A 16,421-nucleotide genomic window follows, 5' to 3' on the forward strand; every position below is an offset into this window, starting at 1 on the left:
AATTTCATAAAAAGTATAAAGAAGTGGGCTGTTACACTAAATAATTAGTGTAACAGCCCTTTTTATTCTTTAGAAAATTATAAAATTTTAATTTCTATTTTACTTGTGAAGTTATATAGTTATTTACGTTTTCAATTACTTCACTTTCACCTACATAGACAATAATATCTCCATTTTTTATAGCAAGATAAGGTCCTGGTGACAGATATAATTTACCTTCTCTCTTAACTCCAATTATTGTAGCACCTGTATTATTCCAGAAATTAAGTTCACCTAAAGTTTTTCCAATAATTAAGCTGTTAGGTTCTACTAAGCTTTCATAAGGAACTATTAATCCTACATTTCTAAGTTGGGTAGCAAATTCAATAAGATCATTAATTTTATTTTCAAGTTTACTTTCAAGTTTCTTTTTATCTTCAATTAATGAATATATATCATGCTTAATTGTAGCAAATTCATTTTTTGTTTTAAATTTTTCAAGAAATGAACTAGCATTGGTTTTACTTTTTATAGTTATACCACTTTTCTCTTCAACAACTACTACGTCCATATCTTGTAGTAAAGCGATAGATCGTCTTATAGTCTCAGGAGAAACATTATAAATGCCAACTAGAGTTGAACGACCAGATAGCTTTTTACCTTCAATAAAGTCACCATTTACTATTCTTGATGCTATATCTAATGCAATCTTTAAATAGGCAGGTGAATTTGTTCGCCTTGACATGATGATACCTCCACATAACTTTTATATAATAAATTCTACCATATAAGAATTAGAAATAATAGTATGTTAAATATTTACTACTTAAGCACGATAAATATAATATCAAATAGAGAATGAGGGAATGAATTATGCCTGCAATTTGGAATGTAAATAATAGTTATAATGTAAATAATAAAAAATATTCAAGTAAGTTAACTTTTGAAGTAGGAGAAAAATTTAGTGGGAAAATTATTTCTAAGGGTGAAGGAAATGAAGCCACAGTAAAACTTGCTGATGGATGGCAATTTTCTGCAACTATAGATGGAAGTATAGAAAGTGAAGAAAATGTTCCTTTGCAATTGCAAGTGGAGGGATATGAGGATGGAAATTTAAAATTAAAAATAGTTAAGAAAGAAGTAGAGTCTAATAATCTTGCAAATGATAGCCTTTCAGAAGTTATAGATAAGGAAGGGTTAGGTAAGGATGATGTAGATATACTAAAAAAAATGGTGAAACATAATATACCATTGACTAGAGAAAATATAACTTTTGTTAAGAGTTTACTTCAATTTAATACAAAGATTAATATGGACAATAATGAGATTGATAATTTTATATTAAAGTATATTGATAGTAAAGGAATAAGTGGAGAAAGTGAACAAGGAAAACAAATAATAAATACTCTGAAAGAGTTTTTTGTTAATTTTAAGAATCTGAAGCCAGAAGAAATATTATTTTTCTTGGAGAATAATATTGAATTAACATCTGAAAATATAGAAAGCTTTAAAAAACTATTTAGTTCTAATGGAAATACACTAAAAGAATTTTTTGATAATATAAAAAATGATTTTGCTGGTATTGAAGTGGAAATGAAAGAATTAGAAGACAATACTTCAAATTCTAAAATTGAAGAAAAACATCTAGATAACTCTCTTAAGGCTTTAGGGGAAGAAATAAATAAAGATAAGTTAGGATATAATTCTTTAGTATCTAAGTTATATGATTCTAATGATATGTCAAAAGGAAAAGTAAGTATGTTGGCAGTTCTTAAGTCTATGACTGGTGGAGATGATAATTTATTAAGAGAGCCTATAAAAGATATTTTAATAGGAAAAAAAGAGCAGTTTACAACAAATGAATATAATATTGCTTTAGGTAAGATAAATAATTTATCAGATGAGGAATTTATAAATATAGTGAAAGATGTATTGGGGAAAAATGGAGAGCTAAAAGAGATTTCAAAGGATACTGTTAATATTGTTTTACGTAGTTTGTTTGGAAAAGATATAGAAGTGGGAGAAGCAGAATTAAGAAAGATACAAGATGTTATAGAATATAAATTTCAAGAACTTGAGTTAAATAATGAAGGGGTTAATGAAGATAAATTAATAGGTAATAATATTGTTAACAAGACGATAACTACCTTGGAACAAGAAGTTATTACAGGGGGGAACAAAAAAATATTATCTGCAAATGAGCTTATAAAAAATGATATTAACAAAAAGATAGATGGTATAAAGGACATAATAAAAGAACTTTTAGTAGCATCTAAGGGGGAAGGTGAAGGCGCAGAAAAAGTAATTCAATTACTTAAAAATAATATAAGTGAATTTAAATTGTTTAATACTATCAGTAATGAGTATTATTATTTAGATGTTCCAATTAATAGAGAAATGACTGAATATCCTTGTAAGTTAATTATCAAGGATAATAGAAAAGATGGCAAAAAGATTGATAGAACGGATGTTAAAATAGTGGTGACAGTAAAAACTGTTAATTTAGGAGTAGTAGATGGATTCTTGTCTGTAAAAGATAAAGGATTAGATGTTGAGTTAAAATGTGATAAAAATTATACTAAGGTTTTAGAACTATCAAAAAGTAAATTATTAAATGATTTGCAGAAATTAGGATTTAATATTAATATTAAAGTATCTATGAGAGAAGAAGATATAACCTTAGCTAGTTGTAGAGAGTTCTTTAACGATAAAGCTATGAATGGAATAGATATTAAGGTTTAGAATCTTGATTGACCAGATAGGGTTAAGGATATAATATAAAAGAGAATCATTTTAGGGGGATAACATGAAGCAAAGAAGAAAGGCCGCAGCTTTAACTTATGAACAAGGCTTTGATGCACCAGTTGTTAGTGCAGCAGGGGTAGGAGTAATAGCGGATAAAATAATAGAGAAAGCAGAATCAAATGATGTTCCTATTGTTTATAATAAAGAACTTACAGATCTTTTATGCAATGTAGATGTAGGTGAATATATTCCACCAGAGTTATACGATGCTGTAGCTCATGTTATTGCTTATATTACTGATTTAGATAAACTAATAGAAAGGTGATTACTTAATGGCAATTTATGCTATATCAGATTTACATTTAGCTTTCAGTTCAGATAAACCTATGGATATATTTGGTGAGAAGTGGGTGCAACATGATGAGAAAATAAAAAATAATTGGATAGAAAAAGTTACAGAGGATGATTTAATCCTAATTGCTGGAGATATATCTTGGGCTATGAATCCAAGTGAAAGTAAGGAAGATTTAGATTGGATTGATAAGTTACCTGGAAAAAAGATTATTTCCAAAGGGAACCATGATTATTGGTGGGGAAGTATAACAAAATTAAATAAATTATATGAGAACACCAAGTTTCTTCAAAATAACTTTTATGTATATGAAGATTATGCAATTTGCGGTACTAGAGGATGGGTATGTCCCGGTTCAGATAAATTTACATTGAAGGATAAAAAAATATATTTAAGAGAATTAGTTAGATTAAGATTATCTTTAGATGCAGCTAAAGGAGCTGGGTATCAAAAGTTTATAGTGATGTTACATTACCCTCCAACAAATGAGAAGTTTGAAGAGTCTGAAGTTCAAAAAATATTAAAAGAATATAACGTAGAGAAAGTAATTTATGGTCATTTGCATGGAGTAGCGCTATCACGTGTTTTAAATGGAAATATTGATGGAGTTGAATATATATTAACATCAGCAGATTTTATAAATTTTTCTCCTAAAAGGATATTATAAAAGAAGGTTTGAAATAAACCTTCTTTATTTATATATTTATATGTTTATATATTGTTATATTTATATGTTTATATATTTATATATTTATATATTTATATATTTATATATTTATATATTTATTCAGCAACTTTTTTTGCTAATGAATTTAAAGTTGAATTGAATTCTTCTATGTTACTTGTTTGAAGATCCATTGTTGCAGCAATTTCTTCAGCTAAGGCAGTATGTTCTTGAGAAATAGAATTTGCTTTTTCTACTGCAGTTAATACTTCTTCCTTTTGAGCTGAAGCCATAGCAAGGTTTTCTATACAATCATTAATTTCATTAGTAGCATCATCTATAGAAGATTTTATACATTGGAAGCTATCTTTGGTTTCACTTAAGGTTTCTTGTTGGATATTTATAGCTTCATTTCCTCTATTCATTGCTGTAGAAGCATTAAGTATATCCTTCTTAATTTCTTCAAGGATTTTAGTTATGCTTTGTACTGCTTGTTTAGAGTTATCTGCAAGCTTTCTAACTTCACCTGCAACTACTGAGAAGCCTTTACCAGCTTCCCCAGCCCTAGCAGCTTCTATAGCAGCATTTAGAGATAGTAAGTTAGTTTGTCCTGCTATTTGGCTAATAGAATCAGTAATTGTATTAACGGATTCTAACTTAGATACTAATTCGTTTACTGTTGAGCTTGATACAGTAAATGCACTTTGCAAGTCATTTAATGATGAATCTAATTTTTCAATAGAAGTTATACCTTTATTGGATAGTTCATCAGTATCATATACTTTAATTTGAACATTAGTTACATTATAAGCTAACTTTTCCATGTTATCACTGAAGTCTCTAAGTATTGTTGCAGCAGTATCAATCTCTTGACTTTGAGAAACAGTAGCGTTACTTAAAGTATTTACTGAATCAGTTACCTCGTTTATTGATGAAGCAATATTATTGCTTGTATTTCTTAAAGAATTAATTTCTTGTTTTACCTGATCTGTTATTACAGATGTAGTGTTTGATTCAGTAACAGTATTTTCAACCGGTACATTAGAAGTAGGTGTAGTTTTTTTATTTGTAAATAATCCCATAGTAATCCTCCCTTTATATCCCTGTAAAATGTATTATAACATAAAAAAGTCACAAAACTTGAAAATATTACAAAATTCTCAAGTTTAGTTACCTTTTATTGAATCTTTACCTGTCCTTGCAAGTTCTTTAACGCGATAAGAAGCACCAATTGTAGTGATTACTTTTGAATACCATTGGAGAGCTATATCATTATTATTTAATCTCCTATTCAAGTCCCCAATTAAATAAGTTAGGGAATCACGATCAAGCCCATACATAGGAAAGTTTTCATTAATATAAGCATTTTCAAATGCAGTTAATGCTTGTGAAAGATACTTTAATTCTTCTTGATTATTATTTAATAATCTATACATCCAAGATATTTTTATTAATATCATCCCTATTGTGCTGTTTTGCTTTTCCATAGATAAAGCAGTAATAAGAGCTAGCTTATACTTTTCAATAGCTAGTTCCGCAGTCATAACATCTGGATATATTCTAGGTTTCCATTTTGATGTTATATTTTTTAAAACTAAATCTTTTTGGTAACTTTTTATTTTTAGAAAATCTATTTTCATTGCTGAATATCCACAAGAGTTACATATCCAAACATCATAAAAATAAGGGTTAATACTTTTATATCGTATAAAAAAGTCACTATCTTTAGATAATATTCTTGGAGATTTAGACTTTACACATTTGATTTCAAATTTACTTGAACAAACAGGGCAAGTTATTGTTTTATCAAAAGTATGCTCTAGTATATCTAGTTGTTTCATTTACACACCTCTACATATTTCTATAATATATACTAAATTATAACATATTAAAAAATCTATTAAAGATAAAAGATTATCTACAATATTATAAGTTTTTGATATAATGTATCTGAAGGAATATACGAGGGTGATTTTATGGCTATTAATGATTGGAAAAGTTTTCTCATGCCCTATGAGCAAGCAGTAGAGGAATTAAAGGTAAAGCTGAAGAGTATAAGAAAAGAATATAGAAGAAAAAATGAATATTCCCCTATAGAGTTTGTAACAGGCAGAGTGAAAGAGGTATCTAGTATTTTAGAAAAAGTAAATAAATTTGGAATTCCTATAGATAGAGTAGCATATGAGCTAGAAGATATAGCAGGAATAAGAATAATGTGTCAGTTTGTTGATGATATAGACACTGTTGTACAAATACTACGTGGCAGAAGAGACATGCAGATATTATATGAAAAAGATTATGTAATGAATGTTAAGCCTAGTGGCTATAGAAGCTATCATATGATAATTAAGTATCCAGTAAATATGGCAAGTGGACCGGTAGAGATTTTAGCGGAATTTCAGATAAGAACTCTATCTATGAACTTTTGGGCAACAATTGAACATTCTTTAAATTATAAGTATAAACAACAAATACCTAAGGAATTAAAAGATAAACTAAAGAGTGCTGCAGATGCTGCTTTTAGACTTGATGAAGAAATGCTTGAAATTAAAGATGAAATTAAGGATGCTCAGAAGTTGTTTGAGGTTAAGTCAGATATTATATCTAATATTATGAGTGGTATTCTTACATTAACATCTTTAGGCAGAGGAGTAGAAGCAAGTAGGCATGAAAAGGCTTTAAATAAATTGATTGAGGATGGAGAAGTGTGGGAATTAAATAATCTTCTTTATGCTATAAAGAAAGATATAGAAAAGTATAGAGACAGTTAGAAAAAGTTATTGCAAATTTGCAATAACTTTTTATTTGTTAATCTTATTACTTGATAATAATTATTAAATAATATAAAATTATAATATATTATATTTTGGGAGAAAAGCAATGGAAGATAAAGTTTTATTAAAACAAGTAAAAGAAAATCCAATGATTATAGAAAATTTAGAAAATCCAAGTTACGAGATTTTGAAGGTAGCAGTTAAGAAAAGTGGAATTGCTATTAAGTTTATAGATAATCCATCCTTTGAATTAAAAAAGGAAGCAATAAAAAGCAATCCTTTATCAATAGAATATATGGAGAATTTAGAAGAAGAACTTCAAATAATGGCTGTAAAACTTCTTTGGAATTCACTAAAATTAATAGAAAATCCATCATATAAAGTTCAGGAAGAGGCTGTAAAGACAAAGGGATGGGCAATTCAATACATACAAGATCCAAGTGAGGAACTATGTATTGTTGCAGTTGAAAAAGATTATGATTCTATTAAATATATAAAAAATCCATCTGAAGAGGTGCAGCTAAGAGCTATTGATAATTACTGGGGAGCTATACGATTTATAAATAATCCTTCATTAAGAGTAAATAGGGAAGCTATAATTAAAAGTGAAGAAGCAATTCACTTTATAAACAATTATGATTTAGATGATTTGAAGATTTTTATTGGAGATAACATAAATATAGTAAAGTACCTTTATGAATCAATAGAACCTGAACTAGTAGTTGAAGTATTGGTGGAAAAGTTAGAAAAAGATGATATAGATGAAGAGTATATGAAAGACTTCTTAGATTTAGAGGTACTTGAAATGGATAAAGGTAAATTAGTATGGGAATTTGGTAGTAAGAGAGCTAAAAAGCTAGTGGTAGATCACATACTTTCAAAATAATCAGGAGGAAGAAAAAATGAAGTTTACAGAAGTATTAGACACAATTAAATTAGTAATAGAATCTAGAGAAGTACCTCTTGTTATAGGTGAAAGTGGAATAGGAAAAACGGCCTTAGCTCATAGAGTTGCTAAAGAATACAATTATCATCTAGTAACTATTGATGCTAACCTTTTAAAAGAAGGAGAAATTGGAGGGCTTCCAACAGTAATAAATGGATTTACTGTATATGCTACTCATCATAAATTAGCTGAAATAAGTGAAGCAGTTAAAAAGGGGGAGGAAGTATTACTATTTATAGATGAATTAAATAGATGTGACCATGCAGTTCAGCAAGAACTTATGAATTTAATTCTTAATAGAGAAATTAATGGATATAAATTAGATAAAGGCGTAAATATAATTGCTGCCATGAATCCATCTAACAGATATGAAGGTTTTTATGAAAGTGAATATCAAGTTGTAGATATGGATCCAGCTCAAGAGGATAGATTTGTTTGGCTACAAATGGAATCAGATATTAAAGAGTGGATAAAGTGGGGGATGAATAATGGAAATATACATCCTGATATAATTGAGTTTATATCTACATTCCCAGAATATCTTCATACACCAAACTCAAGAGAAAGCTTAAAGGCTACTCCAAGAAGCTGGGAGAGAATATCAAAGGCTTATAAGTTATATAAAGCTAAAGGTTCTAGCTATTCAATAAATACATTATTAAACGTAGTTAGAGGAAATGTAGGTGAAAGTATATCTACTGATTTTGCTAATTATATTTCTAATATTAAAAATCCATTAATATCAATGGAAGATTTATTTGATCATGAAGTTTTACCAGTTGAATTAAGAGCTGATTTATTAAATGAGTCCCATTCAAGACTATATATTTTAGCTAAAAATTGCTTAAACTATTTAGGAGATAACATGAAAGATTCAAGTATAGAATTATTCTCTGATTTATTAATGATATATCCTAGAGATTTAAGATTAGGAATAATGAAAGAAATAAAGAAGGATTATCCTAAATATTTATATGAAGAATTATTAGATTGTGATGGATTTATAGATGCTTTCTTTAATATTTATCTATAGTCTGAATAGGTGATAATATGACATTTATAGAAGAAAGAGATGCCTTGTTTAGCAAGGCGTTAAAAATTGAAAAAAATGAAGATATACGAGATGACTTTAAAAGAGAGTTTTTTGACCTTGTTGGAAAAGTAATAATAGATATGCTTAGTAGTGAAGACAACTTTTTTGGTGGCTTTATGATAAAGATTGAAAGAGAAATAAGAGTTGATATTACATGGCCATTAGCAACAATACCCAAAATAAATGGGTTTACTATGTACTTTAACCCATTACTATTTCTACAATGTGATAAAAAAGAAATGGCAGCTTTATTTAAACATGAAATATATCACATGATGTATATGCATTATGAAAGAGTAAATGATCTTAAAAATAAATATAGCAATGAAGTAATATCAATGGCTATAGATATTTCTATAAATCAGTTTGTAAAGAACATGCCAATGGAAGCTTATAGGATAGATAGAGTAAATAGAGAATTTAATATTGAATTAAAAGAAAATAGAAGTATTGAGGAGTATTCAAAAGAAATTCAGAAGGGTATTGAAGAACGAATAGAAAAGTTATCAAAGGATAAAAATAGTGATAGTTTAGCAAGGGAAGTAGATATTGCTAAGGCTCATGAAATTTGGGATAACATAGATGTAAGTGATAATAACGTAAAAGAAAATGTAAAAAAGATAGCTTTAAGTCTTAAAAGTAGTGGGAAACCAGATGAAATATTAAAGCTAATAAGTAAATTTGAAGAGAAAGAAGAATTATCATGGCAGAATATACTTAAGAGAATGATTCCTACTGTTAAATCGGGTTATAGAAAAACAATAACTAGAAGAGATAGAAGACAGCCCGATAGAATGGATTTAAGGGGAAAGCTTGCAAATCATATTCCTGAATTAATTATAGCTATAGATATTAGTGCTAGTATGACTGATGAAGATATAAGAAAGATAATGGTAGAAATATTAGCTATAGTAAGAAATAGAGAAGCTAAAATTACTGTAGTAGAATGTGATAATGAGATTAGAAGAATATATTCTTTAAGGTCTCCTAAGGATATAAAGCCAAGGTCAGAAAAGAATGGTTCAACTGAATTTTCTCCAGTTTTTCAATATATTAGAGAAAAGAATTTAGGGGATAGCATTGTCATATACTTTACTGATGGAGTTGGTGAAAAGGAATTAAAGGTTAGGCCATTAAATAAAAAAATTATTTGGGTGTTAACTGGAAATGAAGAATTTTCACTAAAGAATCCAGTAGGTGAAATACAAAGAATAAATAAAAAAAGCAAGGTAAATGAAGACAAAGTTTTTGCTTTAGATTTAGTAAGAGAAGTAGTAAGAGATATGAATAGAGAAACAACTTAGAAAGTAACTATGGTTAAAAGGGGAGATTTATGATAAAATTAAATAAAATAGGGGGGATATAATATGTTTAAGAGGGTCAGAAGACCAGGTGACTATATGTTATTTGTAGTTGTTATTTTATTGATAAGTTTTTTGGTAAACGTTTATATTTCTATAAATAATTATAAATTTAAATATAGGATTGGTAGAGAATCATATACAAATATAGAGAAGATTAAATCTACAAATAAAACTAATAATGAAATATTAAATAATGCTATAAAGGTTGGTTGCCTAGATAACATGGAATTGTTAAAATTATATAAAAACTATGGTGAGTTATCTGATAGTATGGTTAGCCTTTGGGATGAGTATTCTTTTTATGAAGAGAACATATCCATATTAGATTTTGGTAAGAAAAAGATAGATAAAAATAATGTAGTGTTTAATGATATATATGGAACTATAGAAGAATACTTTAGAAGTTTAATGGACGAAGAGATGAAAACTCAATCATATAAAGTTGAATTAACAGGAAAAACATTAGAAAACTTTAATTCTATCCTGATAATTTCTAACAATATAGATAGCTATTATAATGAATTTTATGATAAAAACTTATCTTCAGTAGATATAGAAGATAGGGAAAAAGCTATTATAAAAAAATATTACTGGATAGAGATATTAGAAGACATAAATGAAATTAATCAAAAGTACATAAATAGTGATTTTACATTTTAGAGAGCTTTAAGGCTCTCTTTTTTATTACCTTAAGTACGATGGTAATAGATATTTATATTTCTGTTACTTGGAGTACAGCGACGGAACAAGCAAAATAAATATCGGCCTCAGCTTTTATATAACATCTTAGAAATTCGATAAAAGTGTTAAGAATTTTGTATGGAGTAAAAAGGAAATTAGAATTAAAATGAAAACGTAATCAAGATTTCAAAAGATTTCAATTATGGATGGAGGGTAAAAAATGAGAAAGATTAAAAAATTACTTGCTATGGCTACAGCAACTTTAATGATTGGTGGCTTATTCGTTGGATGTGGAGGTAAAGATGGTGGAAGTACAGCATCTGGTGATCCAGTAAAGGTAGGAGTATTCCTATACAAGTTCGATGATACTTATATTTCAACAGTACGTCAAAGCTTACAAGAAATTCAAAAAGAAAATGAAGGTAAGGTTGAATTTGAATTTATTGATGGTAAGGGTGACCAATCAATACAAAACGATACTATAGATACAATACTACAAAAAGATATTGATTTATTAATGGTAAACCTTGTAGATACTGGTGCAGCACCAACAGTAATTAAGAAGATACAAGATGCAGGAAAACCAGTAGTTTTATTTAATAGAGAGCCGGCTACAGAGTCTATAAAAGCTTATGATAAAGCTGTATTTATAGGAACTAATGCACAAGAAGCAGGTGTTTTACAAGGTAAAATTCTTGCAGACCAATGGAAAGCTAATCCATCTTTAGATAAGAATGGTGATGGAGTAATGCAATATGTAATGCTTAAAGGTGAACCAGATAATCCAGAAGCTATTGCAAGAACTAAGTACTCTGTATCTACTATAAATGATGCTGGAATTAAGACAGAAGAATTAGCAAACCAAGTTTGTAACTGGCAACAAGATTTAGCTCAAAACAACATGGAAGCATGGTTATCAAGATATGGTAACGGAATTGAAGTGGTTATTGCTAATAATGATGGTATGGCTCAAGGTGCAATAGCAGCTCTTCAAGCAGCTGGATATAACAATGGTGATGCAGCTAAGACTATTCCTGTTGTAGGTGTTGATGCAACAGCAGCAGCTCAAGATTTGATAGCTAAAGGATTTATGACAGGTTCTGTTCTTCAAGATGCTCCAGCTATGGCAAAAGCTCTTTATGAATGTGGTATGAATTTAGCATCTGGTAAGAGTGCTACAGAAGGTACTGACTATAAGTTTGATGATACAGGTGTAGCAGTTCGTATTCCTTATCAAGAATATATAAAGAAGTAGTCTTTAAAGAAGTTAGTTAAAAGTTACACTATATTTTTAAAATATAGTGTAACTTATAAAATATGCAAAAAGAGTGGTGAAAGCAGTTATGGAAAAATCGAAGTATGTGTTAGAGATGATTGATATATGCAAAAGCTTTCCAGGGGTAAAGGCCTTAGACCATGCACAACTTAAGGTACGTCCTGGTACTGTACATGCCTTAATGGGCGAAAATGGTGCAGGTAAATCGACATTAATGAAATGTTTATTTGGTGTTTATATAGAAGATGAAGGTAAAATTCTTATAGATGGAGGAGAATGTAAGTTTTCAAATCCAAAGCAAGCGATGGAGAATGGTGTTTCAATGGTACACCAAGAATTAAATCAAGTTTTACAAAGAGATGTAATGGATAATATATGGCTTGGAAGATATCCAAGTAAAAATGGAATTGTAAGTCAGAAAATAATGTACGAAGAGACTAAAAAAATCTTCGATGATTTAGAGATAGATGTTGATCCAAGAGAAAAAATGGCCAAGCTTTCTGTTTCACAAAGACAAATGGTTGAAATAGCGAAAGCAGCTTCATATAATGCTAAGATTTTAGTACTTGATGAGCCTACTTCATCTCTTACTCAAGAAGAGGTTGATCATTTATTTAAAATAATGAATAAGCTTAAGGCAAAAGGGTGTGGTCTTATTTACATATCTCATAAGATGGAAGAAATTCTTCAAATTTCAGATGATGTTACAATTATGAGAGATGGAAAGTGGATAGACACGTTGCCAGCAAAAGAGCTAACAACAGATAAAATTATTAAATTAATGGTTGGTAGAGATTTAACTCATAGATTCCCTCCTAAAACTAATAAGCCAGGAGAAACAATATTAGAAGTTAAGAATCTTACAGGTGCATATCAGCCATCAGTAATTGATGCATCATTCAAGTTAAGAAAAGGAGAAATTTTGGGTGTTGCAGGTCTGGTTGGATCTAGAAGAACTGAGTTAATAGAAACTATATTTGGTATAGCTCATAAGAGTAGTGGGGAAATTTTACTACATGGAAAACCAGTAAATAATAAAGATTCAAGAGCAGCAATTAAAAATGGATTTGCATTATTAACCGAAGAAAGAAGAGCAACAGGTATATTTGGTGGCTTAGATATAAAGTTTAATGCAACAATAGCCAATATTGATAGTTATAGTAAGTTTGGTGTCTTAGATAATAAAAAAATGACAGAAGATACGAAGTGGACAATCGATAGTATGAAGGTTAAAACTCCAACTCAAAAAACTGCCATTAGAAGTTTATCTGGAGGTAATCAACAAAAGGTAATCATAGGTAGATGGCTATTAACCAATCCAGAAATATTATTGTTAGATGAGCCTACTAGAGGTATTGATGTAGGAGCTAAATACGAAATATATCAACTAATAATTGATTTGGCTAATAAAGGTAAAGGTGTAATTATGGTATCTTCAGAAATGCCTGAGTTATTAGGTATATGTGATAGAATTCTTGTAATGTCAAATGGAAAAGTTGCAGGAATAGAGGACACAGATAAATTAGATCAAGAAAAGATAATGACTTTAGCAGCTAAATATATTTAAGATTGAGGTGTAGAAGATGGAACAAGCAAAAATAAACAGAGAAAAGGTAACGAATTTTTTAGTTAATTATGCTTTATATATAGTTTTAGCAGCAATGATAGTATTCTTTATAATAAAGGAGCCATCATTTTTATCAATTAGCAACTTTACAAAGATTTTAAGCCAAGCATCAACTCGTGGTATCTTAGCACTAGGGGTTGCAGGACTTATAGTATTACAAGGTACAGACTTATCAGCAGGACGTATTTTAGGGCTAACAGCAATTGTATCAGCATCACTTTTACAATCTACGACTTATGCTGCAAGAATGTATCCTGATTTACCAGCATTACCATTAATACTACCATTATTAGCAGCAGTAATTATAGGTGGTATTTTTGGAGCAATTAATGGATTTGGTGTGGCTAAACTTAAAGTACATGCCTTCATTATTACATTAGGAACTCAGCTTATTGCTTATGGTATATCATGTCTATATATAGATAGACCTCCACTAGGAGCACAACCAGTTGCGAATTTAGATGAGAGATATACAAATTTTGTTAACGGATCAATTAAGTTAGGACCAATTGAACTTCCTTATTTAATAATATATTTAGCAGTTGTAGCAGGAATAATGTGGTTTATTTGGAATAAGACAAAGCTTGGTAAGAATATGTTTGCAATAGGTGGAAATCCAGAAGCAGCAGCCGTATCTGGTGTTAACTTAGCTAAGAATATAATGATAATATTCATAATTTCAGGTATTCTTTACGGTGTTGCTGGATTCTTGGAAGCAGGTAGAGCTGGTTCAACTACTACAGCTACTGGTTTAAACTATGAACTTGATGCTATAGCAGCCTGTGTTGTAGGTGGTGTGTCATTTACAGGTGGTGTAGGTACAATACCTGGAGTATTAATAGGTGCAGTACTTCTTCAAGTTATCAACTATGGTCTTAATTTCATTGGAGTTAATGCTTATTGGCAATTTATAATAAGAGGTTTAATTATTATAGTAGCAGTTTCATTGGACGTTAGAAAGTATCTAACTAAAAAGTAGGTGATAGTATGAGTAATGAAGTTACAGATGAAAATGTACCAGAAAAAGAAGTAAAAAAAGATTTTAGAGATTGCTTATATGGAAAGATAGATGTATCTGTTGAAAGCGTTGACAAATTTATAGTTGGAGTTCTAGTTCTTTTAGGGTTCTCAATATTATTTGGAGCAATATTTTAATAGATAGTAGAAGTAGAGGATTTTATATTCTCTACTTTTTGTCGTATAAAAATAAGTTTAATATAAAATTATTACGTTGAATATATATTAATGTGATGAGATAATATTTTCAGGTATAAAATGTATCAAAAGAAAAAATCTATCATAAATAGGAGGTAGGTTCATGAACTTGTATAAGGTATTGATAGTAGATGATGAGGAAGAAATAAGGCATGGAATAATAAAGAAGATTGATTGGGAGAAGTATGGATTTACAGTAGTAGGTGATGCTGAAAATGGAAAGGATGCCATAGATAAAGTTGAAAAGTTTCAGCCAGATATAATTATGACAGACATTAAGATGCCTTTTATGGATGGATTGGAATTGGGGGAATATGTATATAAGGAATCTCCATCAACTAAGATTATAATTTTTTCAGGCTCTGATGATTTAGAATATGCCCATAAAGCTATTAAAATAAATGTAGTTGAATATGTTTTGAAACCTATAAATTCTATAGAATTAATTGAGGTTTTAAAGAAGTTAAAGAATACTATGGATGAAGAGTATAATGAAAAAAAGAATTTTGAGAAGTTAAATAAATATTATCTTGAAAGTCTTCCAATAATGAAAGAAAAGTTTTTGGTTGGGACTATAGAGGGAAGAATAGAAGGTAACAGTTGGGTACAAGCCGGTAAGAAGGTTGGAGTAGAGTTTAATTTTCCATACTTTGCTATTGGTGTTCTATATAACGATAAACTTATAGTTAGTAATGAGCACAAAGAAAACGATTTTGTTGATATATCAATTAAACAAATAGTTGATGAGATATTGGTTAATTATTGTGAAACTATTAGTTTTATCTATTCTGGAAAGGTTATCATAATTAGTAATTTAGATAATAAAGATGGAATTATAAATTTGATTAATGGATTGAATGAAGTTTGTAAAAATTGTGAAAGAGTATTAGGGCAGAAAGTATCCGCCGGCATAGGACAGATAGTTAGAGAGTATGAGGGAATTAGATTTTCCTATAAAATGGCCAGAAATGCACTCCATTACAGAATGGTATTAGGAACAGGAAAAGCTATATATATTGAAGATGTGGAACCAGATAATTCAGTTCAACTTCAATTTGATGAAAATGATGAGAGAGAGCTATTAAATGTTATTAAGTTAAAATCGGGTGGAGAAATAAAGGACTCTATAAGCAACTTATTTTGTAGAATAGAAAAGCTGCTATTGCCTTTTAATAAGTACAAAATTTATTTTATAGAAATAACAACATCCTTATTAAAAGTGGTACAAGCTTACAATATTAAAGTGGAAGAGATTTTTGGGGAAGGTTTTAATTGTTATAGTCACTTAGATGATTTTAATTCTATAAATCAAGCTAAAGAGTGGTTTATAGAAAAATCAATAAGAATTAATAATTTAATTAAAAGAGAAAGAATGGATTCTTCCAAATTATTAATTGAAAAAGCAAAGGAATATATTAACCAAAATTATAGTAATCCTGAACTATCTGTTGAAGCTATTTGTTCTCAGCTACATGTTAGTCCAACCTATTTTTCTACTTTATTTAAAAAGGAGACTGGTAGTAATTTTATAAACTATCTAACAAGTATCAGATTAAATGAGGCTGTAAATTTACTTAATACAACAGACTATAAGTCATATATGATAGCAGAAAAAGTTGGATATACTGAAGCTAATTATTTTAGTTATGTATTTAAAAAGAAATTTGGAGTATCTCCCTCAAAGTATAGAAACGTTAAGTAGGTA

General features: G+C 29.1%; 16 protein-coding genes. 13 read left to right on the plus strand and 3 right to left on the minus strand.

From position 1 onward, the window contains the following. Positions 1–94 precede the first annotated feature (94 nt). Positions 95–724 (minus strand): GntR family transcriptional regulator, encoded by a 630-nt coding sequence (locus DR024_RS00940; RefSeq protein WP_027097147.1) that lies wholly within the window; start codon positions 722–724, stop codon positions 95–97. 128 nt (positions 725–852) lie between these two features. On the opposite strand from DR024_RS00940, the gene DR024_RS00945 reads away from it, so the two are divergent. From DR024_RS00945 to DR024_RS00955, 3 genes are all read left to right on the plus strand, one after another. After that, complete coding sequence (locus DR024_RS00945; RefSeq protein ID WP_111918030.1) at positions 853–2,721, plus strand: transcriptional regulator; 1,869 nt, start codon at positions 853–855, stop codon at positions 2,719–2,721. A gap of 64 nt (positions 2,722–2,785) precedes the next feature. Next, entirely contained in the window at positions 2,786–3,049 is a 264-nt protein-coding gene (locus tag DR024_RS00950) for an EscU/YscU/HrcU family type III secretion system export apparatus switch protein (protein ID WP_049179480.1), read from the plus strand. Between the two features lie 7 nt (positions 3,050–3,056). Then, positions 3,057–3,743 (plus strand): metallophosphoesterase, encoded by a 687-nt coding sequence (locus tag DR024_RS00955; RefSeq protein WP_111918032.1) that lies wholly within the window; start codon positions 3,057–3,059, stop codon positions 3,741–3,743. A 116-nt stretch (positions 3,744–3,859) separates the two neighbouring features. On the opposite strand, the gene DR024_RS00960 is transcribed toward DR024_RS00955, so the two are convergent. Next, positions 3,860–4,822: a methyl-accepting chemotaxis protein gene (locus tag DR024_RS00960; RefSeq protein WP_111918034.1), complete on the minus strand. Its 963-nt coding sequence runs from the start codon at positions 4,820–4,822 to the stop codon at positions 3,860–3,862. 84 nt (positions 4,823–4,906) lie between these two features. Continuing rightward, positions 4,907–5,581 (minus strand): DUF2225 domain-containing protein, encoded by a 675-nt coding sequence (locus DR024_RS00965; RefSeq protein ID WP_111918036.1) that lies wholly within the window; start codon positions 5,579–5,581, stop codon positions 4,907–4,909. Between the two features lie 135 nt (positions 5,582–5,716). On the opposite strand from DR024_RS00965, the gene yjbM reads away from it, so the two are divergent. From yjbM to DR024_RS01010, 10 genes are all read left to right on the plus strand, one after another. Next, positions 5,717–6,511, plus strand: a complete 795-nt coding sequence (gene yjbM, locus DR024_RS00970; protein ID WP_049179484.1) for a GTP diphosphokinase — start codon at positions 5,717–5,719, stop codon at positions 6,509–6,511. 109 nt (positions 6,512–6,620) lie between these two features. Beyond that, entirely contained in the window at positions 6,621–7,400 is a 780-nt protein-coding gene (locus DR024_RS00975) for a hypothetical protein (protein WP_049179485.1), read from the plus strand. A 16-nt stretch (positions 7,401–7,416) separates the two neighbouring features. After that, complete coding sequence (locus DR024_RS00980) at positions 7,417–8,493, plus strand: AAA family ATPase (RefSeq protein WP_049179486.1); 1,077 nt, start codon at positions 7,417–7,419, stop codon at positions 8,491–8,493. A gap of 17 nt (positions 8,494–8,510) precedes the next feature. Beyond that, a complete protein-coding gene (locus tag DR024_RS00985; RefSeq protein WP_049179487.1) occupies positions 8,511–9,857 on the plus strand; it encodes a vWA domain-containing protein in 1,347 nt (448 codons plus the stop codon). A 63-nt stretch (positions 9,858–9,920) separates the two neighbouring features. Continuing rightward, on the plus strand, positions 9,921–10,577 hold the full coding sequence (locus tag DR024_RS00990; protein ID WP_049179488.1) for a hypothetical protein: 657 nt from the start codon (positions 9,921–9,923) through the stop codon (positions 10,575–10,577). 241 nt (positions 10,578–10,818) lie between these two features. Further along, positions 10,819–11,853, plus strand: coding sequence for a galactose ABC transporter substrate-binding protein (locus tag DR024_RS00995; protein WP_027097136.1), 1,035 nt, complete (start codon positions 10,819–10,821; stop codon positions 11,851–11,853). Positions 11,854–11,941: 88 nt separating this feature from the next. Then, positions 11,942–13,441, plus strand: a complete 1,500-nt coding sequence (mglA, locus tag DR024_RS01000) for a galactose/methyl galactoside ABC transporter ATP-binding protein MglA (protein ID WP_055254407.1) — start codon at positions 11,942–11,944, stop codon at positions 13,439–13,441. A gap of 16 nt (positions 13,442–13,457) precedes the next feature. Further along, positions 13,458–14,480 carry a galactose/methyl galactoside ABC transporter permease MglC gene (mglC, locus tag DR024_RS01005; protein WP_027097134.1) on the plus strand — a complete coding sequence of 341 codons (1,023 nt, stop codon included), beginning with the start codon at positions 13,458–13,460 and terminating at the stop codon, positions 14,478–14,480. Positions 14,481–14,488: 8 nt separating this feature from the next. Further along, on the plus strand, positions 14,489–14,656 hold the full coding sequence (locus DR024_RS17590) for a hypothetical protein (protein WP_155849277.1): 168 nt from the start codon (positions 14,489–14,491) through the stop codon (positions 14,654–14,656). A 163-nt stretch (positions 14,657–14,819) separates the two neighbouring features. Then, positions 14,820–16,418 carry a response regulator gene (locus tag DR024_RS01010; protein ID WP_027097133.1) on the plus strand — a complete coding sequence of 533 codons (1,599 nt, stop codon included), beginning with the start codon at positions 14,820–14,822 and terminating at the stop codon, positions 16,416–16,418. Positions 16,419–16,421 lie beyond the last annotated feature (3 nt).

The organism is Clostridium paraputrificum (assembly GCF_900447045.1).
GTDB classification, from domain to species: Bacteria; Bacillota; Clostridia; order Clostridiales; family Clostridiaceae; genus Clostridium; species Clostridium paraputrificum.